This is a genomic window from Gloeothece verrucosa PCC 7822 (assembly GCF_000147335.1).
In the GTDB taxonomy this organism is placed as follows: domain Bacteria; phylum Cyanobacteriota; class Cyanobacteriia; order Cyanobacteriales; family Microcystaceae; genus Gloeothece; species Gloeothece verrucosa.
On record NC_014501.1, the window covers coordinates 728,898 to 750,913 of the forward strand.

General features: G+C 39.6%; 34 protein-coding genes and 1 tRNA gene. 23 read left to right on the forward strand and 12 right to left on the reverse strand.

Features of this window, described 5'->3' with window-relative positions:
• Nucleotides 1-75: 75 nt before the first annotated feature.
• Entirely contained in the window at nucleotides 76-672 is a 597-nt protein-coding gene (locus CYAN7822_RS03175) for a hypothetical protein (protein ID WP_013320799.1), read from the forward strand.
• A gap of 47 nt (nucleotides 673-719) precedes the next feature.
• Here the strand turns inward: CYAN7822_RS03175 and CYAN7822_RS03180 are convergent, their stop codons facing one another.
• Both CYAN7822_RS03180 and def read right to left on the reverse strand, forming a co-directional pair.
• Nucleotides 720-917: a hypothetical protein gene (locus tag CYAN7822_RS03180; protein WP_013320800.1), complete on the reverse strand. Its 198-nt coding sequence runs from the start codon at nucleotides 915-917 to the stop codon at nucleotides 720-722.
• Nucleotides 918-950: 33 nt separating this feature from the next.
• Nucleotides 951-1,514 carry a peptide deformylase gene (gene def, locus CYAN7822_RS03185; RefSeq protein ID WP_013320801.1) on the reverse strand — a complete coding sequence of 188 codons (564 nt, stop codon included), beginning with the start codon at nucleotides 1,512-1,514 and terminating at the stop codon, nucleotides 951-953.
• A gap of 167 nt (nucleotides 1,515-1,681) precedes the next feature.
• On the opposite strand from def, the gene CYAN7822_RS03190 reads away from it, so the two are divergent.
• The 8 genes from CYAN7822_RS03190 to CYAN7822_RS34365 all read left to right on the forward strand — a co-directional run bounded on the left by CYAN7822_RS03190 (nucleotide 1,682) and on the right by CYAN7822_RS34365 (nucleotide 6,941).
• Nucleotides 1,682-1,753 (forward strand) — tRNA-Lys (locus tag CYAN7822_RS03190).
• 196 nt (nucleotides 1,754-1,949) lie between these two features.
• The gene (locus CYAN7822_RS03195; protein ID WP_013320802.1) at nucleotides 1,950-2,252 is read left to right on the forward strand and encodes a hypothetical protein; all 303 of its coding nucleotides are present in this window, start codon (nucleotides 1,950-1,952) and stop codon (nucleotides 2,250-2,252) included.
• 15 nt (nucleotides 2,253-2,267) lie between these two features.
• Nucleotides 2,268-4,733, forward strand: a complete 2,466-nt coding sequence (locus tag CYAN7822_RS40105; protein WP_013320803.1) for a hypothetical protein — start codon at nucleotides 2,268-2,270, stop codon at nucleotides 4,731-4,733.
• A gap of 1 nt (nucleotide 4,734) precedes the next feature.
• Nucleotides 4,735-4,875 carry a hypothetical protein gene (locus tag CYAN7822_RS37435; protein WP_013320804.1) on the forward strand — a complete coding sequence of 47 codons (141 nt, stop codon included), beginning with the start codon at nucleotides 4,735-4,737 and terminating at the stop codon, nucleotides 4,873-4,875.
• Between the two features lie 137 nt (nucleotides 4,876-5,012).
• A complete protein-coding gene (locus CYAN7822_RS03210) occupies nucleotides 5,013-5,246 on the forward strand; it encodes a hypothetical protein (protein ID WP_013320805.1) in 234 nt (77 codons plus the stop codon).
• A 59-nt stretch (nucleotides 5,247-5,305) separates the two neighbouring features.
• Nucleotides 5,306-5,623, forward strand: coding sequence for a hypothetical protein (locus CYAN7822_RS03215; protein WP_013320806.1), 318 nt, complete (start codon nucleotides 5,306-5,308; stop codon nucleotides 5,621-5,623).
• 39 nt (nucleotides 5,624-5,662) lie between these two features.
• The gene (locus CYAN7822_RS40110; RefSeq protein WP_013320807.1) at nucleotides 5,663-5,791 is read left to right on the forward strand and encodes a hypothetical protein; all 129 of its coding nucleotides are present in this window, start codon (nucleotides 5,663-5,665) and stop codon (nucleotides 5,789-5,791) included.
• A 43-nt stretch (nucleotides 5,792-5,834) separates the two neighbouring features.
• The gene (locus CYAN7822_RS34365) at nucleotides 5,835-6,941 is read left to right on the forward strand and encodes a C39 family peptidase (RefSeq protein ID WP_013320808.1); all 1,107 of its coding nucleotides are present in this window, start codon (nucleotides 5,835-5,837) and stop codon (nucleotides 6,939-6,941) included.
• Nucleotides 6,942-7,079: 138 nt separating this feature from the next.
• Here the strand turns inward: CYAN7822_RS34365 and CYAN7822_RS03225 are convergent, their stop codons facing one another.
• The 6 genes from CYAN7822_RS03225 to CYAN7822_RS03255 all read right to left on the reverse strand — a co-directional run bounded on the left by CYAN7822_RS03225 (nucleotide 7,080) and on the right by CYAN7822_RS03255 (nucleotide 11,891).
• On the reverse strand, nucleotides 7,080-9,371 hold the full coding sequence (locus CYAN7822_RS03225; RefSeq protein WP_013320809.1) for a DUF3987 domain-containing protein: 2,292 nt from the start codon (nucleotides 9,369-9,371) through the stop codon (nucleotides 7,080-7,082).
• A 120-nt stretch (nucleotides 9,372-9,491) separates the two neighbouring features.
• Nucleotides 9,492-9,896 (reverse strand): hypothetical protein, encoded by a 405-nt coding sequence (locus tag CYAN7822_RS03230; protein WP_013320810.1) that lies wholly within the window; start codon nucleotides 9,894-9,896, stop codon nucleotides 9,492-9,494.
• Nucleotides 9,889-10,110 carry a hypothetical protein gene (locus tag CYAN7822_RS03235; RefSeq protein WP_013320811.1) on the reverse strand — a complete coding sequence of 74 codons (222 nt, stop codon included), beginning with the start codon at nucleotides 10,108-10,110 and terminating at the stop codon, nucleotides 9,889-9,891. The genes CYAN7822_RS03230 and CYAN7822_RS03235 overlap by 8 nt, the downstream gene beginning before the upstream one ends.
• Nucleotides 10,111-10,272: 162 nt before the next feature.
• Nucleotides 10,273-10,713 (reverse strand): helix-turn-helix domain-containing protein, encoded by a 441-nt coding sequence (locus tag CYAN7822_RS03245; protein WP_013320812.1) that lies wholly within the window; start codon nucleotides 10,711-10,713, stop codon nucleotides 10,273-10,275.
• Between the two features lie 145 nt (nucleotides 10,714-10,858).
• On the reverse strand, nucleotides 10,859-11,140 hold the full coding sequence (locus tag CYAN7822_RS03250; RefSeq protein WP_049802493.1) for a helix-turn-helix transcriptional regulator: 282 nt from the start codon (nucleotides 11,138-11,140) through the stop codon (nucleotides 10,859-10,861).
• A gap of 319 nt (nucleotides 11,141-11,459) precedes the next feature.
• Nucleotides 11,460-11,891 (reverse strand): hypothetical protein, encoded by a 432-nt coding sequence (locus tag CYAN7822_RS03255; RefSeq protein ID WP_013320814.1) that lies wholly within the window; start codon nucleotides 11,889-11,891, stop codon nucleotides 11,460-11,462.
• A gap of 341 nt (nucleotides 11,892-12,232) precedes the next feature.
• On the opposite strand from CYAN7822_RS03255, the gene CYAN7822_RS03260 reads away from it, so the two are divergent.
• From CYAN7822_RS03260 to CYAN7822_RS03310, 12 genes are all read left to right on the forward strand, one after another.
• Nucleotides 12,233-12,574: a hypothetical protein gene (locus tag CYAN7822_RS03260; RefSeq protein ID WP_013320815.1), complete on the forward strand. Its 342-nt coding sequence runs from the start codon at nucleotides 12,233-12,235 to the stop codon at nucleotides 12,572-12,574.
• Between the two features lie 235 nt (nucleotides 12,575-12,809).
• Nucleotides 12,810-13,061 carry a hypothetical protein gene (locus tag CYAN7822_RS03265; protein WP_013320816.1) on the forward strand — a complete coding sequence of 84 codons (252 nt, stop codon included), beginning with the start codon at nucleotides 12,810-12,812 and terminating at the stop codon, nucleotides 13,059-13,061.
• A gap of 21 nt (nucleotides 13,062-13,082) precedes the next feature.
• Entirely contained in the window at nucleotides 13,083-13,391 is a 309-nt protein-coding gene (locus CYAN7822_RS03270; RefSeq protein ID WP_013320817.1) for a hypothetical protein, read from the forward strand.
• Nucleotides 13,392-13,396: 5 nt separating this feature from the next.
• Complete coding sequence (locus CYAN7822_RS03275; RefSeq protein WP_013320818.1) at nucleotides 13,397-13,600, forward strand: hypothetical protein; 204 nt, start codon at nucleotides 13,397-13,399, stop codon at nucleotides 13,598-13,600.
• A 68-nt stretch (nucleotides 13,601-13,668) separates the two neighbouring features.
• Complete coding sequence (locus tag CYAN7822_RS37440) at nucleotides 13,669-13,842, forward strand: hypothetical protein (RefSeq protein ID WP_013320819.1); 174 nt, start codon at nucleotides 13,669-13,671, stop codon at nucleotides 13,840-13,842.
• A 268-nt stretch (nucleotides 13,843-14,110) separates the two neighbouring features.
• A complete protein-coding gene (locus CYAN7822_RS40465) occupies nucleotides 14,111-14,395 on the forward strand; it encodes a GIY-YIG nuclease family protein (RefSeq protein ID WP_013320820.1) in 285 nt (94 codons plus the stop codon).
• Complete coding sequence (locus CYAN7822_RS03285) at nucleotides 14,392-14,841, forward strand: hypothetical protein (RefSeq protein ID WP_013320821.1); 450 nt, start codon at nucleotides 14,392-14,394, stop codon at nucleotides 14,839-14,841. Before CYAN7822_RS40465 ends, CYAN7822_RS03285 begins: the two co-directional genes overlap by 4 nt.
• Nucleotides 14,841-15,191: a hypothetical protein gene (locus tag CYAN7822_RS03290; protein WP_013320822.1), complete on the forward strand. Its 351-nt coding sequence runs from the start codon at nucleotides 14,841-14,843 to the stop codon at nucleotides 15,189-15,191. Before CYAN7822_RS03285 ends, CYAN7822_RS03290 begins: the two co-directional genes overlap by 1 nt.
• A gap of 10 nt (nucleotides 15,192-15,201) precedes the next feature.
• Nucleotides 15,202-16,104, forward strand: coding sequence for a hypothetical protein (locus CYAN7822_RS03295; RefSeq protein WP_013320823.1), 903 nt, complete (start codon nucleotides 15,202-15,204; stop codon nucleotides 16,102-16,104).
• Nucleotides 16,101-17,171, forward strand: coding sequence for a site-specific integrase (locus CYAN7822_RS03300; protein ID WP_013320824.1), 1,071 nt, complete (start codon nucleotides 16,101-16,103; stop codon nucleotides 17,169-17,171). Before CYAN7822_RS03295 ends, CYAN7822_RS03300 begins: the two co-directional genes overlap by 4 nt.
• Before the next feature lie 12 nt (nucleotides 17,172-17,183).
• Nucleotides 17,184-17,582 carry a hypothetical protein gene (locus CYAN7822_RS03305; RefSeq protein WP_013320825.1) on the forward strand — a complete coding sequence of 133 codons (399 nt, stop codon included), beginning with the start codon at nucleotides 17,184-17,186 and terminating at the stop codon, nucleotides 17,580-17,582.
• A gap of 279 nt (nucleotides 17,583-17,861) precedes the next feature.
• Nucleotides 17,862-18,062 (forward strand): hypothetical protein, encoded by a 201-nt coding sequence (locus tag CYAN7822_RS03310; protein WP_041933112.1) that lies wholly within the window; start codon nucleotides 17,862-17,864, stop codon nucleotides 18,060-18,062.
• Nucleotides 18,063-18,223: 161 nt separating this feature from the next.
• Here CYAN7822_RS03310 and CYAN7822_RS03315 read toward each other — a convergent pair whose 3' ends face one another.
• From CYAN7822_RS03315 to CYAN7822_RS03325, 3 genes are all read right to left on the reverse strand, one after another.
• Nucleotides 18,224-19,153 carry a hypothetical protein gene (locus tag CYAN7822_RS03315; protein ID WP_013320826.1) on the reverse strand — a complete coding sequence of 310 codons (930 nt, stop codon included), beginning with the start codon at nucleotides 19,151-19,153 and terminating at the stop codon, nucleotides 18,224-18,226.
• Nucleotides 19,154-19,353: 200 nt separating this feature from the next.
• Entirely contained in the window at nucleotides 19,354-19,569 is a 216-nt protein-coding gene (locus tag CYAN7822_RS03320) for a PEP-CTERM sorting domain-containing protein (RefSeq protein WP_041933113.1), read from the reverse strand.
• Nucleotides 19,570-19,575: 6 nt separating this feature from the next.
• A complete protein-coding gene (locus CYAN7822_RS03325) occupies nucleotides 19,576-19,896 on the reverse strand; it encodes a hypothetical protein (RefSeq protein ID WP_041933114.1) in 321 nt (106 codons plus the stop codon).
• Nucleotides 19,897-20,737: 841 nt separating this feature from the next.
• Between CYAN7822_RS03325 and CYAN7822_RS03330 the strand changes: the two genes are divergently transcribed.
• Together CYAN7822_RS03330 and CYAN7822_RS03335 are read left to right on the forward strand one after the other, a co-directional pair.
• A complete protein-coding gene (locus CYAN7822_RS03330) occupies nucleotides 20,738-21,007 on the forward strand; it encodes a type II toxin-antitoxin system ParD family antitoxin (RefSeq protein ID WP_013320827.1) in 270 nt (89 codons plus the stop codon).
• Nucleotides 21,004-21,309, forward strand: a complete 306-nt coding sequence (locus tag CYAN7822_RS03335; protein WP_013320828.1) for a type II toxin-antitoxin system RelE/ParE family toxin — start codon at nucleotides 21,004-21,006, stop codon at nucleotides 21,307-21,309. Before CYAN7822_RS03330 ends, CYAN7822_RS03335 begins: the two co-directional genes overlap by 4 nt.
• A 288-nt stretch (nucleotides 21,310-21,597) precedes the next feature.
• Here CYAN7822_RS03335 and CYAN7822_RS03340 read toward each other — a convergent pair whose 3' ends face one another.
• Nucleotides 21,598-21,840, reverse strand: coding sequence for a helix-turn-helix domain-containing protein (locus tag CYAN7822_RS03340; RefSeq protein WP_013320829.1), 243 nt, complete (start codon nucleotides 21,838-21,840; stop codon nucleotides 21,598-21,600).
• Nucleotides 21,841-22,016: the final 176 nt, after the last annotated feature.

The window sequence follows — 22,016 nt, forward strand, 5'->3', positions numbered from 1 at the left end:
TCTGCGGAACTTGATAGGATGACAGTGTAGCTAATCTTGGCAAGCTGTTAAATAGATACATCTAGGAGCTTTTTTATGAACAAACAACCTACTTATTCTAAGTCTGAAGATGCTCTCGTCACTGTTAGAAGCGAATTGCTAAGTTCCATCTTAGAAGAAGAATTTGCCTACTCTTGGAATCAGGATGCTCTCTCGGCTGACCTGTATGTGACTGAATTAGAAGATGATTTTGCTCTTTGTGACTGTTTAGATGATGAAGAGCTAACTAGCGGCGCTGATCAGTTATTTTCTAATCTCCATCAATGCTGGAGCCAAGCGGATCACTCTGTGGTCAAACTCACTCTCTGGGAACGCTTTGGTCAAGTTGTCCCTTCCCATCAATTAGATAAAATTATGGATTATGCTCAAAATATTGCTTCTTTAAATTTGTCACCCTTAGAGCAATTAATCCAATGTGTTAAGCCTTTACTCTCCCATTGGTCAGAAGACGATTTACAAATTTTTGCTCGTCCTTTGGTTTATGCGATGCGAGGCACCACAGAATTACGCCAAGCACCTTGGGATGAACTGTCGGAAATTGATCAAGTCCGTCTAACTATGAAAATTGCTCAAGAAGCGATTGTCCAATTTCAAAAACAAAACTCATCTACATTGTCAGAATCAGAAGGTTAGGAATTTTTGCCGCTTTTCCTAACCGACTTTTTTTTCAGCTATCTGGATTATTTTTGATTGGCTCTGGTATCTTGAACCGCCGCCCAGAAGAATAATCCAGTTAGGGGGATACTCGCTGCTAAAATTAGCCCGGTGATCGTGTTTCCTAGATCAGGGGTTCCCGAAGATAGTTCAAAAATACTGCCGACAGCAGCAATCGCAGCAATACAAGATCCCAATAACAACACCCCACTTTTTGGCGTCACTCTTCTTAAGCTCCTCTAATTAGATGTAAAAAATTAAGCAATGGGTTTAACAGCTTGCAGACTGAACCCATGCTTTTTTAATTCTTCAGTTAATGCTAAATTATTCCCTACCCGATCGACAAACATAACGCCATTAAGATGATCCATTTCATGTTGAATCACCCGGGCTAAGAGTCCGGTGGCTTTCAGTTTTTTGGGCCGTCCGCTTTCATCTTTAAAGCTGACTTCGATGGCTTTAGGACGCACTACATCTAAATAAACTCCCGGAATGCTGAGACATCCCTCTTCAAATTGACATAAGTCGCGGCTAAAGTGCGTGATTTGAGGATTAATTAAGATTATGGGCTGATTGGTGGCATTATCCGGTTCACAGTCCACCACGAGAAGTTGTTTATTAACCGCTACTTGAGGCGCGGCTAAACCGATCCCATTAGCACTATACATGGTTTGAAGCATTTCTTTGGCTAATTGCCGCACTGCGTCGTCAACTTTAGCAATGCGTTTAGCCGGCTGACGCAACACGCGATCACCGAGATAATGTATTTCTAGGGGAGGATTTTCTAATTTTTGCTTATCGACAGTAACAAGGGATGTCATGGACTTATCTAAGGTCAATATCGGTTTATGGTAGCTTTTTTGATCTTAGCTTAATTATGGGGTGGACAATGCCCAGCCAAAAACCCTAGGGGATGTTAAGCAACTGTAACCCACTACAGCTAATCTGAGTAAAATTCTCGGTGATTTTAATGTATACTTAAAAATAGGGGTGACTAGCTCAATGGTAGAGCATCGGACTCTTAATCCGCTGGTTCAGGGTTCGAGTCCCTGGTCACCCACTTCTCTTAATCCTCAACTGACATAAACTGACATAAAAACTGACATAAAAATCAGCCCCTTTTTTAGGTACAGATACGAGGCTACAATTGTCCTTTATAATTTCTTTACCTTAAATTAAGGTTTTTTTCCGATTCCTTTACTCAGTTGTAGAGGGTAGCTTAGTAGTAGGTTCTTAAATAATAGATAGGATTGACTATGACAGCTTTTACCTCTTCAGATATACCAGCGACAATCAACACATTAGAGAAATTGCACGTCTGGTCTGGGATGATTTTAAATTACCTTTACCCAGAAACAACGGTTATCGAATCTACGGGGAACGCTGCGCGAGTAGCTACCTCCGCACCGTTTGAAATTACCGCAGTAAGCCCCCCGGAATGGCAGAATATCAGCCGCACTAACATCAAATTGAATAAAAATTGGCAAAGACAGGGAAAGCGCTGGGAACACGCTAATGATATCGGCTCCGCTTCCATCCCTGCTGAATTTAAGATATGAATTTTAATTAAATAAATGACTACTGCTACTGCTTCCCCTCCGGTTGGGACCCCAGGGGGAACCGCTACCCCTACGCTCCCTCCAACCGGCAATCCTGGGGGAGCGGCTAATAATATTGTCCCCTACAGTCGCCCTTACCAGTTCCCCCCAGAAGGAAAACCCCCGACAACTCCTCCAAAAAACCCCTTTCGATTACCAAGAGGGCTTTCCAGAGCATTGTTTAGAGACTTTAACAATGCAAAGCAAGGAATCGCAGCAGAAGGAATGGTGCCGGGGATTCCCATGAGTACGGCTCAATTTTTAGACCCGGGCATGGCTTGTGATTTGGGATTAGGGCCTTGTTCTCATTCTCCTGAAATGCCAGCCGATTCGCCTTTCAAAGGCGGTCAAGGTTTTGTTAATTATGTAGTTGAGGGAGAGGCAGAGTGTCTGTTTGAACCTCCCTCTGGTAAGCCAACCCCTTATACAGCCTATTATCGGGGAGTTCTTAGAGGAAAAATAGTAGGTACCGGCGAGTTGAATTTTACGGGGGGAAATTATTTTTATGGCCCGCCATTAAATATAATTCGCCAAAATGCAACCGGAAGCCAAGAAAAAACATCGATTCCAGCTTATTGGAATTCTCTGCAAACTTATAATTTAGTTCCTTGGAATAACCGACAAATAAGTTTAAAAATTACTAAAATAACTAGAGAAGACGGAAAACCTGACATTGACGGGAATCCACCGCCGTTAGCAGACGCTAAACCTCGCCCCATTAGCCCCAGCTATGCGACCCCAACGATCGCACCGCCTCCAGAAACTATACCTGATGCGCCTCCCCCTCTTCCTGAGAAATTACCAGATGAAGACGGAGAGAATGATATTGTCCCCTTTAGACGACCTCCTAAACCGGTAGAACCCGAACCGGAGGAACCGCCGCCGCCTGAACCCGAACCGGAGGAGCCGCCGCCGCCGCCTGAACCCGAACCCGAAGAACCTAAGCCACCAGAACCAGAAGACCCACCTAAACCAGAGAAACAGCCAGAACCCAAACCACCCGGACAACCTAAGCCAAAGGAAAAAAAACCGGAAGATCCAGATTTTTGTCCCTTACCACAACAACCGATTCCCCCTCCTGAACCGGTTCCTGTACCGGTTCCCGTTCCTGTGCCTGTACCGGTTCCTGTGCCTGTACCGGTTCCCGTTCCTGTGCCTGTACCGGTTCCTGTGCCTGTACCGGTTCCCGTTCCTGTACCGGTTCCCGTTCCTGTGCCTGTACCGGTTCCTGTGCCTGTACCGGTTCCCGTTCCTGTACCAGTTCCTGTGCCGGTTCCCGTTCCTGTACCAGTTCCTGTGCCGGTTCCCGTTCCTGTACCAGTTCCTGTGCCGGTTCCCGTTCCTGTGCCTAGTCCTCCTGTATACATTCCTTATCCCGTTCCTAGCCCTCCTATATATGTTCCCGTTCCTACCCCCTACCCTGTTCCTACCCCCTACCCCGTTCCTACCCCTTACCCTGTTCCTACCCCCTACCCCGTTCCTAGTCCTTACCCTGTTCCTACCCCCTACCCCGTTCCTACCCCCTACCCCGTCCCAAATCCTAACCCTAATCCAAACCCCAACCCTAATCCTAATCCAAACCCTAATCCTAATCCGGTTCCTGGACCGAACCCAAGCCCTAATCCTAAACCTGGGCCGGTTCCTAATCCTATTCCAGACCCAACACCAAATCCGACTCCAAACCCAGGGCCATATCCAACCCCTGACCCAAGCCCATCTCCTAAACCTAAACCCAACCCTAAACCATGCACTTGTATAGAAGATATGGATTGCGACCCATGCCAAAGTTTAGAGGTGTCTATTAAGGGCACGATTGAAACGACAGACTGCGAAAAATTCGCTGATATTCCAGAAGGAGCATCCCAAGAAGAAATCAACGAACTTTTAACCAAAAAAATTTCTTACCAAGGCAAAGGATTAGAAGGATTATCTTCTCAAATGAGCGCCTTAGCAGAATTAATTAATATGCTTCGAAGTGACATTTGTAAGATTGAAACTACTGCCTATGCTCTAGTGCCTGAATGGTGGCAAGTGAGGAGAGGCGGTGATATTCCACAGTTAGTAGTAGGGTATCGAAAAGATAGGAGCTACTATGCTCTAACAATCCCTCATTTTATGGAACAAAAAAGACTTCATTTAGAAAAAAACAAACCGATAACTTATAGAAAAGGGCAACAAGAGATTATCTGCACTCTTGACGATAATAGTAAATTTATTGCCAATTGTTACAGTCAGCAAGAAGCGATGAGGTTATGGGAATTCTGGAAAAAATACATTAATCCAGAATTTATGAAAAAGCCTGTTAACATCAAAATCGGCCCTCGTAAAGGAGTTGACTTAAAAGATTATCAAGTAGAAGCTGCCCTCGCTAGATATTTTAAACAAGGTCAAGAAAACACAATCCCTGAGTGGGAAATTCAATGGAGAAAAAAAGGTAAATAAAATGATTATTAAATATCAATCAGTTCAAGAATACGCGAAACAAAATTTTATGTGTCCTCGTAACGTTACTCGTAAGTGTAAACTCGGAGAAATTAAAGCTAAAAAACTAAAAGGGCAATGGCTGATCATCGTCTCATATTGATCATTCACTGGACTCTCATTAGACTCTCATTCACGCTTTGCCCTTAACCCCTAAGCAGACATAATGTCTTGATCATATAGACATAAAACCCAGTCACAGACTAGATTTAAGACAGTTAACAAATCGAGGAAAAATTTATGTCTGCTCCAATCCAAACCTCTGCCACGCATTTACCCGGCCAATTAGTAGAAGTATCTCAAGCTTTAGCTTTAGCGGAATTAGCCTTGCCTTCAATTACCCGGCCTAATAACATCGTTATTACCCACGATACCGAAAACCAAACGATGACAGTCACCGCTACTCTTCCTATGGTTCCTAGTATCGGAATAAATGGAGTTTCTTATGTTGCTTCTGATTATTTGAGCACTTAAATGTGAGTGCTTAAAATCACCGCTACTTTTAATTAAAAAATCAGAACTAGGAAAATAACATGGCAACAGATTCAAAAACAGCAATATTCTATATTAATCTTGCTGGGACTAAATATAGTTGGCGAGCCAAAAAAGATGATTATAAAGGAATTGACAAGGAATTGGGAGTGACCCTAGCCAAAGACACAGAAGACAATCTAGTCTTTGGTGTGGATCGTCCGAAGCCCGTAAGAGTCCGAATTAACCTCGCAGGAGCTAGACCCATTATTCGTTTCGCAGACCCTCAAAAAATAGAACCTCTGACCGTTAAAGGAAGCCTAAACGGTAAAAAGTACAACGGTAAAAATATTAACTCTGTAACCGTTGTACAGGGCTAATTAATTAGAAAAGCTAGGTTTTTAACCTAGCTAAAAACCATGAAAATTCCCATAGAAGAATTCGCGAGACGTAACAATATTTGCGTCAGAAAAGTAAAAGCGTTGGCTGACCTAGGGAAAATAACCTTAATTCAGCACCGAGGCAAATACTACGTGGAAGTCGATTAAACCCAACAATCAAAATCGAGGAATGCTTTTTAACAGAAGGAATATGCTTGCACTTTTAATGGTTGCGAGTATTGAGGGAACCATCCGGTTTTCTCAGGTTTCTCGTCATCAAGAATGTCCCCTACCTTTAAAAAAATCGGTTCCTAATTCTCCTCCTACTTCCCAAAATTTTCCTTACTTCTATCAGCTAAATAACAAATACGACCCCTATGGGTCTTGCTTGTTAACATCGACAGCAATGGTTTTAGGCTGTTTAGGGAAAACAGTTTCTCCGGATTCTCTTTATTTAGAATTCCAAAAGAGAAACTTAGACAGATTTTTACACTCTGATATTCAATACTTACTCAATGAGTATGAAATTGATGATAATTGGAGTACAAATCACCAGTGGAGTAGGGTTATTTCTCATCTAAAGGCGGGTTATCCGGCAATATTTAGCGGACCGGTTTCGTTTACCTCTAGAGGCCACGTCATTGTCCTTTTAGGGGTCGAAGATGACAATTTCAGTTGTCATGACCCTTATGGGAAGTTTGACGGAACCAAATACCTTAACAAGCCAGAAGCCGGTAAGTTTGTTCATTATTCCCGTGAATTAATTTTCGCTCAATCTGCCGGCGGCTCTGCTACTACTTGGGCGCATTTATGCCAGCCTCACCAGCCGCTAAAGCGAGTCATCGGTGACGAAAATTGCTCACAGCAGTTTAAGAATAAGGTTCGGCTTGTTGCTAAAAAAATCAACTGCGATCCGTCAGACCTGATGGCGGTCATTAGTTGGGAAAGCGACGGGACGTTTAGCCCCAGTAAACAAAACTATGCTGGCTCTGGTGCTACTGGATTAATTCAATTCATGCCGCATACAGCCTTAGCATTGGGTACAACAACCCAAGTCTTGGCTCAAATGACGGCTTTAGATCAGCTTGATTATGTTGAAGAGTATTTCAACATGATTGATCCAGCAAAATTAAAAAAATCTTTGGCCGATCTATATATGGCTGTGCTGTATCCCAAAGCCATAGGGAAAAGCTTAAACTATGGGCTTTTCACGACACCAGGAATAGCTTATCAACAGAATTCGGGCCTAGACATTAACCGAGATGGGACTATCTCTGTTAGTGAGGCAGTAGCCAAAATTCAAGCCAGGTTCATCTAAAATTGACTCATCAATTCTATCTATTTTGTTTCCTGAAATGTAACGTTACGTTTCAGGATTTATTTTTTGGGGCTAAGGTTAAGCTGTTTGTGTTAACCATGCACAGACGGGGGTTTTCGCTGATGACGTTAATATGAGCTATATATAGGGTTTTTCCTGGGAAAATCCTTTGATAATGCCCCTTTCCATCGCTCCTTTTTTGGTTGTCCAGCTAACCTCGTCTCCTATTTCGAATTTGGGTTGTTTAACCGGTTTTAACTCGACCACATTGCCCACATTGCCCACATTGCCCACATTTTGATTTTCAGGGGGTTCTTTTGGTTCAGGTGAACTATTAATAGGTTTGTGGTCATTGTGGTTATTGTGGTCATTGTGGGCAGGAATTTTAAATTTTAAACCCTTCCCTACACCCTCGATGATTCCCTTACCCATTTCGGCTAACCGAGCAAACCAGCCTCGAATCTCCTCACAGGACACGCTTTTTTTGATTGAAGTGGATAGGCTGTGATAAACGTCACGGGCTGTAATCGCTTCTGAGTTGTTCCGCTTACAAAGCTCAATTACCTTAGCGAGGTTACTCGGGAGAGACTCACCCAAGCCGCCATAAATACTCTCAATCTGTGCGGCGTAAAAATTAGCCAGTGCGATCGCGCTGTTAATCGTATGAGCGCCTATCGATTCTGGCGGCACTTCTCCCTTCATAGCGTATTCAATGCAGTGAAGATTTAAGGCTAGTTTGCCTACAAGCCCCTCTGCTTTGCCCCAAACGTGTCGCATCGGTGTTGAAGTGTGTATGCTGATTTTGCGCTGTTCATATTCGTTATAGGCTTTGCAGTATGCGCGGAAAGCATCACGAGAAAGCCGATAAGTCATCACAGGAAAACCGGCAATTTGTTCATATAATTCCACTAATAGCGGGTTTAGGTCTATTGCTCCTCCATCCTCGCTCATAACTGACGCGGTTAACGGCTGCTGAACAAAAATAAACCGCGCCCATTTGCCGTTGTCGTCTTCCCCGTTTCCTAAAAGGTTGTGCAGAACTTTTGGCTGTATTCCTCCGAAAATGGAGAGGGGAACACATTCTAGGTCAACGACTCCCGATTCTGATGATTTTCTCAGCCTAACCTCACCAGCGCCGTCATATTGGCTTAGAAAATCCTGTTCATCAGACCCCTTGCCGCCTCTGTAAGCGTTCATACCACTGAAGACCCCGGCCAATTCATCTTTAAGGTAAAGCAGGGATTGTTCAGGATGCTTATCAAATTGGTTAATTATGGCCTCAGAGGTCGCATTAGTAAAATAATAGATTTTGGGGTGGGGTTTTTTTGGCTCCCCATCGGGGAACTCTTCTAAGAGGTTTTCCTTGTCATTTTTCTTCATCCTCTCGTATTTGTTAATAAGTTGCTGATATTCTTCTAATTCTCGGTTATAAACCTCTCTTGCTCGGTTTTGAAGCTCCCGCAAAGGCTTAACAATCATCGCCTTGATTAGAGGGCTTTTTTTCTGAGAGCTAGGGGCTACGATTCCCCCGTATAAATTAGGGGTAACGCTGAAATCGAGCGCTTCATTTATGATCAGCTTGGTTTTGGGGAAATGTAGGCCGCTGACTCCACAGAGTAAAGCCGTAAGGTAGCATTCCGGCTTTAGATTAAGCCAGCCAGCTAGTTTTAAAACAGGGGTAGCCAAACACTCTGGGAGAATTTGTCTTAGAACTAGGCTCATTTCTTGGGCTGAGAGGATTTTGTCTGTTTCTTCCTCAATGCTGTCCTTTTCTTCTATATCTCCTAATTCTTTCTTGATTGGCTCTAAATACTCTTTGCGCCATTCCCATGAGCCAATCCGCTCTTTTTTCCTCAGTTCCTCTAGTTTGATCTGTATTTCGGTTTCTGTTAGGTCTGCACACTGAAGAATCTGCTTAATTTGCTCATACAGAAATTTAGTCTCAGATTCTCCTGGGGTGAGGTGGTTTAAAGCCGTGATTTTAGTAATTAAATCTTGTTGTAGCTGGAAAGGGTTGTTTTGCCGGTCTTTCACCTCTTCTAGAAATTCATGGGCTAAATCTCTCAGCCGCCGCCGCTCGTAGTGGGTAATCAAGATCCCAGCGTACCCTTTAATATTAGCCGCCGATGCTGTGCGTTCAATTAATTGGAGTAACCGATTTTGCCCCCCAATTTTTTCTAAAACTTTTTTACTTTCTAATGCTTCCTGCATAAGCATTAAGTCGGTTTTACTACCCTTGCGATGAAGTTCTAGGGCGAGCTCGTAGATTGTAGCGTGACCCTGAGCATAGAAATGTTCAGGTTTTAGTAAATTGGCTACCTTTCCTATGGCGTGAGGATCAAAGAGAATTCCACCTAATATAAGTTCCTCGGCTTCGAGATTAGCCATGTATTGATATTCGTCGTCCTGGGTCTTTAATTGTGCGATCATAATTCCTCTTTAATTAAACGGGATATTTGGTTTATCATTGAGAGGAACCAACTTAATCAAGCGACTCTATTAATTCTTCGAGTTGTGCGATAAAGTCAATTCCTATCTACTACGGGCGGTTTATAAACCGCCTTTATTAAGCTTTTCCAAAGCCGGTAAAGTCTGAAGATGTTCAATGTAAGCCTTTAATTGTAAAGGCTGTAATTTTTGGGGCATAAATAAAATTAAATTGGTGTAATTAGAGAAGTGAGAATATTTCTGGCGAGAACCCCAGCCTAATCGCTTATATTCTTTCTCTAGGAGGGCTAATAATTCTTTTTCGTCAGCCGAAGGAAAATGCTTCTTATAGTAATTTTCCCTTTTCAGTTGACGGATATATTCTGCCCATTCGTTAATATCTAAAAGATACCGTGAACGCTTGTTAAATAAGCCTTCTAGATGGGTTTTGGCTTGGTCAATCGTCCATCCAAGCTCTAGAATTAATTGATTGGATTCTTTGATTAGTTCGCCAATGTCACTACTCATCTTCCATTCCGATAGTTATTTTTTTAAGTTCTTGTTCGGTGAAATACTCAACCTCATTATTGCCTATTGAAAATAGGTAAACCCATCCACTCTCTGTAACATCCCACAAACGAAAACTGATTTTTCTAAAATATGTTCCGTTTCTGGAAATAGGGGTTTTTACCTCTTCTCCTTTTTGAAATTTAGGCTCTGGAATTTTGCTATCGAGTGTCATAAACCCTCCACGTTGTAACCTAATTTAGTGAAAAAAGCCTTAAGTGAAATTCGATAATATTGACAAAACTTAATGATTAGTTCGGGCGGTATTGGTTCATATAACCAAAAAGTCGTCCTGTCAAAACTTACTTTTTTAGTCATTTTTAGTTCATACGGCTGCTTAAGGATTATCATTCTGTGTATAGCCAAAAGCTTCGGCTAATTCTTTAGGTGAACAATCTAAGGCATAACAAAGCTTCATCGTATTTTTTAGCGTTATATGCCTACGACCAATTACATAGCTCGTAAGCGAATCATAAGAAACTCCAGATATACGGGCTAAAGCTCTACGGTCAAGATTTTTTTTCGCCAATAAAATGTCTAATGGATGTTTACTGCTGTTGTCTTTATTTTCTAGAATTTTGCTTAAGCAGTTACAATTCTTGTTAGTAACATCTTGCTCGAGTCGCGCTAACAACATATCAGCCAATTTAACCGCTCTATTGACCAACTCTTCGTCGTGGTCTTCTTCTTCCTCTGGTTCGTTTGGGTCAAAAATTAGCTGGTTCATCTCGATAAACTTGAGCATAAAGTCAGTGGCTATTTTAGTCCGATCATTCATACCAAATCCTCTCTTATTCGTTATTGGTTTGTATTTTGTGAATTGGCAGTCTGTCTAAATTTCTGTGAATTGGGGGTTAAGGCTGACGATCACGGTTAGTGATCGTCAAATTTTTTAACTCTCCCTGTGGTTTGTCAATCAAGGTTTAACCTTGAGAAGTATGGTTGTTACGGACTAATTCTTTATCGTCAGGAATTTGAGAAACATCGATTCCTAATTCAAAAAAAAGCGTCTTTAGGCTAATACCATACAGTTTCGCTAATGCGGCAGCATTTTCTAGACTGGGCATCGCTTTACCAGACTCCCAATCTGCTTGTCTTCTTTCGCTAACCCCAATCAGTCTTTTGACATCAGGTCTAGTTAAATTGGCAGATTCTCGACGTTTCCTCAAAGGTGTTATGTTTTTATCACTTTCAGTTTCTTTCATTTTAACAGACGTTTGCTTCATGAAGTAAACGTCTTGACAATCTGGTCAACAGGACGTAAACTTCATGTATAGCGGTAAACGACATCCTACCCCCCTAGGGAACGGTGCAAATGTTCATATGTAGGGGTTAGTAGGCTGTTGTAATTATCTCGCTTGCTTTGCTTAGGTGAATTATTTTTCACCAACCCGTGAGGGGCAAAAATATATAGTTCCCTAGCCTTTTTCATTCATCGGGAGGTGATGCCTATAAATAAGAAAAACCCCCACCAAATAGCGAGGGTAGAGGATTCAAAAAGACAGCATGAGCATGATTACCGTGTTAATTCTTCCTATTAAGGAATAAGTAACGGGCTTGGTAAAAATAAGCAAGAACTACCAAGAAAATTATTTTCAAGTAGTTCTCACAGTCTGAGCCGAGAACAGTTGCTAAGTTGACATAACCGTTATAGCGAATATATTCAGCTATCGTGCAAATTAACAAAGCCACTGCACAAGCCAACCAACTCCAAAAACCATCAATCCAACTTCCGATGCTAGGAAAGTCAAAGGAATTTTCCTCAATTCCTTGATTGAGAAAAGCCAGGAAAATCAAGGGTATTACAACTAACCAAATAAAAGACTCAAAGCCCGAAGCTTCAGAGATTGAGTAGTTGAAAACCCGCGCCATAAATATCAATGGAGTTAAGGCAACAAATAAAACTACGGCTCTGAACCAAGCCCCAGGAGAAGGAAACCAACGGGGATAAACCATAAACATAACTCTTAGCTGTCTATTAACAGTATTCCCAAATTTTCAGGAAAATTATGACTTCAAACTCCGAAACATAGTTAGCTACTAAATAAAACTGTAGGGAGTGGACGGGGATAACCACTAGGAACGCGGAGGCGGCGGAAGGTCAAAAAACCCCACCACCAATTCACAGAGACTTTAATAAGTTCAGTTGGTTTGAGATTTTACTTAGTTAAAAAAAGGAGGTGCATACTCTCTTGTAAGCAGTCTTTTATATTGGGTGAGTTGCTTACTTACTCACCCTTTTCCTAACATTCTCAATTTATTCTTCAATAAAAATGAGCAAATCCTTCAACTTTTTAATGACAAGATTTACTATCACTGAAGGCTCAGATAAAACGTACTTTTATCTGACACTGAGTAAACGAAATTTTCCGCTTACCTGGGAAAAATTAATCTTATTTTTCTGTAATGGGTTTATTGATGATTGGGAGGTTAGCATTGAAAACTCAAGGGCTAGGCTTCATTATTACTGGTTAATGAATGACTTAGAACCCTACCAAGGCAAAAAAGACGAGTACACCGACTTACCCTGCTGGGCTAAACCTTTTGTAGCTCCTCCACACAATCATCTCCCCTCCACTTTGGCTGAAATAGAGAAGCAATGGGAGCAAGATTTAGACAGTATCCCTTTTTATTTTTAAAACCAGTCATCAGAACATACAAATTAGAGGAACTATGAACGAACAAACAACCAAAAAAGAAGCCCTGAAAGAACAATTACACATTCTTGTCAATCGTATTCGATTTTAGAAATAGTCACCGCTCTTAAGGAATTAGCCGCAGAAGCCCATACGAATAACCCCGGCTTCGGCTTTGATCAAGATGCTGATGCTTTGGCAAGGGCTGAAGAATTTATCAATAATTAGAGGAAAGAAAATGAGTATAAGGTTTTTATCTTCCACTGAACCTAATAAATTAATCGAACAACCGGAATGGCTTTCTTTTGCTCCTGCTTTCATCAATTTCTACTGCTACGAAATTGATACAACAAATCAAGCTTTTGAAGAAACAATAGAGGGGGAATTTGACCAGCCGATTGAAATTGATGATTTATTGTTCGGCTTTGGTTTTGATAATATCCATTTCCTAGAAGAAGATTCATCTACTCTCGAATTTAACTTAGCCTAATTGCATCTAAGGACAAAATTAATGGAAACTCAAACAATTGAAATTTCTCAAAGCAACAAAAAACTTCTTGGCGCTATTGGGATGAAATCTTATTTGCTAAGTAAAAGATTCCAAAATAAAGTAAGGCTAATCAAAGATTTTGAAGGAGATCCTTTACATGAAGACTTAAAAAATTTGGAACAAACAGAAAAATCCATAATATGGTCGTTGATAGATGAACCCGACCTAACCATAGGAACTATGGTTTTTACCTACCATTGTGCAATTCATACCATTGAGGATTTATTGCAAAAAGGTTATATCGAGATAGAAGAATCTAAAAGGAGGTAAAAAAAATGCAAAGTAAGCCGCGATACGAACAAGAATTATCAGACGATGATCTGGAAACTTTAAAGGGACTTGTAACTCAAAACAGCTTATTAGCTGTTGTCCACAGCCTTTATGATATTTGCGAGCAAATGTCCTTCGAGTACCCCTCAGACAATTGGCTCTACGACGCTGATTCCTTAGCAGTAGCAGCCGAAAAGATCAACAACTAAATTAAAGGCTATAACTCTCTAAAACCTTAAAAGGATAAGCACTAATTTAACCTTATCTAAACCAAAAAATGAAAGAAAAAATTGACGAAATTAAACAGATTTTAGGGGGTTTAGCTGAAGAGTTTGATAGTTCTTCTAAATCTTCTCCCCAGTGGAAGAAAACAATCATAAGCCAATCCCTAGGAGGCATCTCACAACAACTAGAGATAATTGAACGAGCTTTAAATTTGTGTAGAGATTAGGAGTTAAAAAAATGAGTTTTATGCCTGAACACTGTAAATTTATCGCGTCCCTATCTTATAGGGGGTGTGATTGCATCTATTATCACAATATCCAGACAGATAGATTTTTATCCCTTGTCTGTTCAAGATATGTTTCTATTGACGCAGACATAATATTTTTACAGAAGAAAACTAAAGATATGATTGATAACTTACTGAGGAGGTAGTCTTTTTTAACTTTAACCAATTCTCACACTAAACACTTAAATCAAATTACGTTCTTAATGAGATGACCTGTTACCTGCTTCACTTTTTACCAACTCCCATAGGTTCGGAGAAACACTCTGCACAGCACTATTTAGGCTACACAAGCAAATCCATCAAGAAAAGGCTAAACCAGCACTTAAATGGACAAGGTGCGAAAATCACAGCCGCCGCTATAAAGCAAGGAAAAACTTTGAAATTAGTCCGCACTTGGCCTAAAGGAACTAGAGCTTTAGAAAGACAACTCAAGCGGCATAAACGACACGCAAAGTTTTGTCCGATATGTTCTATTAAAAAAGTTAAATTATGAATCAACTAACTCTATTCGATATCTCTAAGTATCACTCAGACTTAGATAATCTTCAATTTGCTTCTAAGCTATCAAGATTAAATTCTAAAGAGCTTAAAACTTTAGTTATCAGTTTAATCAATGTTCAAAACGTTAAAGAATTAAAACAATGGATTAAACAGAACTGGAAGGTAATCTTACCTTATCTGAACCAGATTAAATCTTTTGCTAAGGATGGCTTACCTAATTTAAAGCTTGCCCAAACTTGGGTCAATTTGGGGATAATTATCAATAAAATCCTTAAACATCAAGACTTGAAAGCAAAGATTAAAAGATGGAATAAAATGACCCAATTAGAATTAAGGATTGAGTTTTTGACCGTGATTAAACTTCCTTGTTGCGGCACTAAATCTTACTTAATTAATTACCTGACCAGCCATTATACAGATTATTCAGAGGTGATTTAATGTCTGTACCCGTAAAATGTCCAATTTGTAATAATGAATTTTTGGCGGCTAGACCTGACCAGCAGTTCTGTAGTAACGCTTGCCGCCAAAAGAACTACCGCCAAGAAAGCAGGCTCAAGGCTACTGGTGGGATTGATGTTGACCAATTAGTTGACCAATTAGTAGACGGGCTTTTAGCTGAAGCGGAACAGAAGGGAGTTCTTGAAGAAGTTCTCTTAGAGCTTCTATATAGACAGGTAAAGAGCCAGTTAGACAGGTTCCCAAGGAGATTAAAGGAACGGTTCGCCGCTCGTTTACTTGAAGAGTTTTTCAAGGAAGAAAATGTTTTTGTCTTAAGGAAGAAAATGTAACGTTACGCTTATGGAATGTCCTTTAGATTTTGAATGTATCCCTATTACTCATTATCCTTCTCGGTGCATCAATCGCGAGTATTGTGACAATTTATCCCAACCTTTACCTTTACCTTATGAGCGTTATTTTGATAAAAATTTAAATTGTTGGGTTTTAGAAGTTGAAAGATACTGGGATAGATATCAAGAAAATACTATTAAAGCTCTTGAAGAATGCGGTTGGTACTCACCTGTAGAATTGCCTTATTTTATGGGATTTGACGATAAATTAAACTATCATTACTTAATAGTTCATAATTATCCAAATAATTACAAGGATAGATATCCGGGGTGGAGTGCGGCCCAAGTTTTACCTTATCATTATGTTTGGTCTAAGGAAATTAATAAATTTTATGTAGCTGTACATTTGTCTTTAAAAGAAAACTTTCATTGTGCTGAAAAACTTCCTTACGAAATTTATAAAGACGAATGGGGATGCAATGTATTAAAAGTTATTATAGATATAAAGGGTCTTTACCAGGTAGCCGATGTAAATCTTACTTTTCAAACAAATTTTATTAAGGAAGGTAAGTATAGAACTTTTTATTATCATGAGGTAGTTAAAAATCGTAAAGACTTAGGGTTTGTATGCTCTGAACCACTTCCCTATAAAAGAACGAAAAACAGACTAACTGTTACCAAAAATTTACCAGAGTATGGATATCAAAAGGCTGTTTCTGTTGAGCCTGAAAGATGCAACGGTTTGATTTTATATAAATCATCTAATTATAACTGTATTCCAGAAAATCTAAAAACTAAAACTCAGCTTAAAAAGATGAGATTAAAACCATCTCCTAATCAACAGCCTAAAGCTTACTACGGCAACTATTACGACAATTACCCCCTTTATGATATTAACGAGTGTGAACTATGAAAAAAATTAAACCAATAAATAACAACGGTTCAATTATTATTAGGTTTTCGTTTGAGGGGAATCGCTTTAACCTATCTACCGGAGGAAATTTTAATAATAAAGCCGATTTAGACAAAGCTAATTACATAGCGGCTAAAATCATGCTTGACATTAGTCAGGGTGAATTTGATCCGTCTCTTTTAAGTTACGGTGGGACAGCAAAAAATCCTGAAGACGACCTTAAAAACATTTGGAGTAAATATAGGAATTTCAAAAGTGCGACTCTAGCAAAATCTACCTTAAAAAAAGATTTTGATAAAAGAGTAGGAAATTGTTTAAAAAAACTGCCAACTACTGACTTAAACAATTCAACAAAGATTAGGGACTGGCTTTTAGCTAATAAAACAGCATCAGAAGCCAGGCGTATCTTAGTACAACTCAAAGCTTGTTGTAAGTGGGCAACTCAATCAGGATTAATTTTTTATAATCCATTTGATGAAATGCCCTCTCAGATTAAATTAAAGAGATGTACCCAAGAAGATATTAACCCTTTCACCCTAGAAGAAAGAGATAAAATTATTCAAGCATTCAAAAGCAGTACATACTATAGTTATTACTGCCCTCTGGTAGAATTTATTTTTTATACTGGGTGCCGGCCTTCTGAGGCTCTAGCCTTAGAATGGACTGATGTTATTTTAGGGAAGAAAATTATATTTAATAAGGCTTGGGTTGAACAAGAAAAACAAACCCATTTAAAAACCCAGAAAAAACGAATAATAAACTTAAACGAGCAAGTTGAAAATTTAATAGGAAGTATTCAGAAGAGAAATTATTTAATCTTCCCTTCCAAAGGGGGGCATTATATTGATTGGCATAATTTTCATGCCAGAGCTTGGAAAAAAGTTCTAGAAACTTTACCAGAAATTGAATACCGGAACCCTTACCAGATGAGGCATACCCACATTACTTTAGCTTTAAATTATGGGGTTTTAATAGCAGATATAGCCAAAAACTGTGGTAACAGCCCTGAGATTATTTTGAAAAATTACGCTGGTGTTACCCGTGATTTTGTCATGCCGGTTTTTTAAGGAGAAAACAACATGGGACGCTCAAAAGAATTAAAATTAGCTTCATTTGAAATCGACCCTCAAACTTGGGAAGAGTTTAAAGAAAAATGCAAAAAATCGGGAACAAGTGCCCGAGCGGTGCTTGTTGATTTCATCAAACAATATGTAGAAGCCCCTGGCGTAGAACTCGACCTAGAACCAGATGTAGAAGCCCCTAGCGTAGAACCCGACCTAGAACTTACAAACTCCAGGGCGAATTATTGGGGACTTAAGCCAGGAATGCTCGTAAAGCATTATATGTATCAAAAACTCAAAGGGAAAATTATAGAGAACCTTCCTGATGGACTCGTAAAAATACGTTGGTTGAATGGAGGAAATCTCGAAGGCCGGCTCGAAAATCATAACCCTCTTTTCATTCTTCCACTTAAATAGTCCCCTGCTCTAGCCTGTCTAAAAATCAGCTAAATCTACATAAAAACTGACATAAAAAAAATCATGTCAGCTAAAACCTTTATAAAATAACTGTTTCAAGTTCTAGACCTTGAGACTCTTAATCCGCTGGTTCAGGGTTCGAGTCCCTGGTCACCCACTTCTCTTAAAATATCTGAAAATCTTTCCGGGTAAAACTTTTAGACTTTTTCTTCCGTCTATCTCGTGTCTATCTATGGTACTATATTTTAGTCATTCTTGGTCAGAATTGGTGGGAAGAAAGTGGGAAGCACTTTTAACTTAGAAGAGGCGATCAAAGCGAAGAACGAAAAACTTGACTTCGTAACCATCCGCGCAAAAAATAATTCAAGCTGTCTATATTTAAGAGCGACCCTACCCAATCCGGACGGAACCAAAAAGAAACGCGAGATTAGCACCGGTGCCAAAGCTTCTAAAGAAGGATTAAAAATAGCCTCGCACTAGCAACCCGACTCGCTGGCGATCTTCAAACTTGGCGACTGACCGGCCAATTCAACTGGGAGCAATGGGACAACAAAAAGCCTGAACCTAAAGAACTTCCTGCTTTTCCCGCGACTCCTGGCGATTTTAACGCCCCCGGCATTTCCGTAAAATACTGGATTTCTCTATTCGAAGCCGAATACTGGCATGGGCGGCCTAAGACCCCCACTAAACTTGAAACTTTGATTGTAGGTATCCTGCTTGATGGCATTTTTTAAGCTCTGTCCTTCAGCGTTTTGGTTAGATGTCGTTTCTAGATAAATTTCAGGTGGTAGAGAACGCACAATCGTTATATTGTTTTCATCCCGACTAATTTGCCCCATCTTCAATGGCGGCTTTTCTTCTTCCTCTTCTGCTTCTGGGTCGGGCATTTCATAATAGTCATTTTGCCAATTTGAGCTAGATGCGGCAAAAGAATAATCTTCGGTATTTTCATCTGCCGGCAAATCCTTGTAGTATTTATCTCCAGCAATGGCGGCTAAACCCGGCACGATGATGCCTAATGGTTTTCGGGCATAAATCCAAGATTTGATCGTCGAACCTAAGAAAATTCGGGCAAAAGTTAGTTGTGCGGCACTAATTTTATAGATAATCTGACAAGCTAGGGCATATCCTCTAGGGATGGCGGCATTTAAAGCAAATAAGTATTCTCCCGCCGTGAAAATGTAGCGTCCTACGTCGGGGAAATTTTCGTCTAATTCTCCAGTTGCGCGGCGCACTAATCCCAAAATATCAATTAAAATTCCTCCTGATAATGCGGCTGATAAACTGGGATCTTCATCGACTTTGTTGTATAAGGCAATCTCATGCCCGATGCCGATTTCCGCTTCGTTGTCTTCTTCAAGTCCGTTGAGTAACCAAATTTTTAAGGGGGTTGATTGGCTGCCGTTGGGATTATAAAGGGGGAGTAATGTGATATCAGCCGTGTTTAGTTCGTTATCGTCTGCCGACAGAACTAAAATAGCGAAGTCAAAATTTTGTCTTCTTGGAAAGAAGTGCTTGAATTTTATACAAGATTCCGATGGGTAGCCATCGGTATATTCAATAGTGTTCAAGTGGATATATCTCTAGAAGAGATAACCAAAAGGCAACAAATTCTGCTAAATTTTCTGCCCGTTAAATCTATTTATTTTTGTCCAAATATAGAAGGATTAGAGGTGTATTGGTGATAGAAATGAAGATAGAGAAGCGGCTGCCAATGCAAATATTAATTTTATTTGGAGTGAAGATTTTTTATCAAGATGGGGATTGATTTTTAAATCCTATAAATAATAGGGTTTTTGTTTGTTATTATAATCATTCCCATAGAAACTACACCTAATACGCCGAGAATTAATGAAGGTTCAGGGACTGAAACTACATTTTGAGCGTAGGTTATTGGCCCAGAACCTTGTATTCCTGATAGCTCATAGGCAAACGAAGCATCCTCAGTGTCAAATGCCCCTGCAATTAAACCAACGGATAAATTCATAATCGGTCAAGAATAATATTGTATTCCTGCGAAAATTCCATCGACGTAAATTGCTTCTGCACTTCCTCCTATATCCGCATTTGAGTTATTAAATATTTTTCCATTGAAGGTTAACTCAAAGTTAGTAGTGGACACTGATTCATTTCCTGATCCCGTAATACTAGAATCATCAAAAGTAGCTGTACCATTATAACTTTGTCCAGTAAGAGGCCCGAAATCAGCAGTTCCGCTAAAGGTATTATTAATAATTGCGGCAGATACGGAGTTTTGTCCAATGAGACTTAAACTGAGAATTACAAAAGCTAGAGACTGATTGAGTTTTTTCATGATTTGATTATTGTGATAGGTTGTTAAAAAAAGGAGAAAATTAAGGAGTTTTCGCTTTTGAAGTTAACTAAAATTAAAGCAAGGGGATAACACCAAGGTTGACATTACCACCAGTAAGGAAGTTGTTGTCTGGGTTACCAATGATAAAATTATTGATGTTAGCTAATTGAGAAGAAGATACTCCATTTACACGGGCTAAAGATACAGCCCTAGCAGAACCCCCTCCATCTGGATCTATTTGTAGGACAGTGCTACCGTTCTTTTCAATGAATTTTAAATAAGAATCAGCGATGGGGTTTGAGCCAACATATCCGATTGAGTTTTATTGAGAAAGATTTGCAGTTTAGTCAGCAAATTAGATGTCCGCTCAACTAAATTGAGAACAGTGGCCATAAGAGCTAAGAGCTTTATGGCTTAGGGATTATAGAACTTATGAAAATTCTTAGACTAAGCAAACACTACAATAAATAACACGATTGGCTGTATAAGTCTACCGAATTGAATAACTTCATAAAATCTTCAAAATTCGGTTTTCCAGGCTAAGGAAGGTTTTTTTTGGCGTAATTTACTAATTGACAAAAATTATAATCTATGTGTTAGGGAAGTTCTATAAATTTATTCCGCCCGCTTACTGGGGACAAAATAAAGAAACTCCCAACAAATCTAAAGCTTTTTGTTGGGGTAATATTTATCGACAAATTGACCGCACGAGAGTTTAAAAGTGGGTGTGTGGATAAGGAGGAGTTGGAAAGGTTGGATAGTGAAAGGCGGGTGTTAAAGGATAAAATTAGTGATAGTGTGTCTCAGTTATTAAATTCCTGATAAGGAGGTTATTTAACCCATGAATATTACCCTAAGTCCTGAACAAGAACAGTTTATTCAATCCCAAATTGCTAGGGGTAAGTATCAGAATGTTGAGCAGGTTATTAAGGAAGCATTGACAATTCTTGAAATTATTAATCAAGAAAATGACCAAAAACGCTTAGAAGAATTAAAAGCAAAAATAGCGATGGGATTGGAAGATGTTAAGCAAGGAAAAGTCACCGATGGAGAGTTAGTTTTTGAGCGTTTACAAGAAAGATTACGGTCTGAATTTGGGTTAGAAGAATGAGTTATTATTCTTTTTCTGACCAAGCTATTAAGGATTTAGATGAAATTTGCAATTATATTGCAGAGGGTAATCCTAAAGCGGCAAGTCGTCTTTTTGATGAGATTCGCAAAAAGTGTAAATTGGCGGCTAATTTTCCGAATATGGGAAAAAGCTATGATAAGTTAATGTCTAATTTAAGAGGTTTTATTGTCAATGATTACATTATTTTTTATTATCCAAGTGATGAGGGAATTTATGTGTTACGGGTTGTTAGTGGATACCGTGATTTAGAGTCTCTTTTTTCGGATGAGGAGGAAACATGATTATGATTATTCTTTGTCAATGGCATAGGAGAAATAGACGTAGAACGATTAAAAATAAAAAATGCGTGTAGTAACCTAATTATTACTCAGGACAAAATTTAAAAATATAGTGGAGGATTTAAAATATGCACAACCGCCCAATGGGAACATTTCGGCACATGGAAACGCAGTGATAACGAAAATGACATCGGAAAAATTAGCCTTGAAACCTTAATTAAAGGCACTTGTAAGCCGCTTTTCCACTCAAGAGGTAATGACGGAAGTGCGGCAATATTAAGCAATTGAGGATTAATCATCGAAGTTCACCCCCAAATCCAGGTTTAAAGCTTTTTCTATCTTTCTCAGAGTTTCTTCGGGCAAAGAGTCTCTAATTCTTTCATTTTCTATGTCGTACCAGTAAACGCGGCTAATACCAGCCTTACCCGCTAACACCTCTATAGTTTCACCCGATTCTTTTCTGGCTTTTCGGATGCGATCCCCCAATCCTTGCACTTCTTTGTCTATGTACCGCCTAACTTTCACAAAATTCATAAATAATGTACTCCTTTGATTCTAAATTATTGGCTACTATCTAATATAAAACATCAGACAGCAGTTGAAAAATATAAGCCAACGCTTTACAATTAAAGCTATAAGAAAAGCGATCACCCACCGTCTAAAGTTTGTGATCGCCTTTCTAAAAAACTCTTTACCCTTAAAAAGGGATT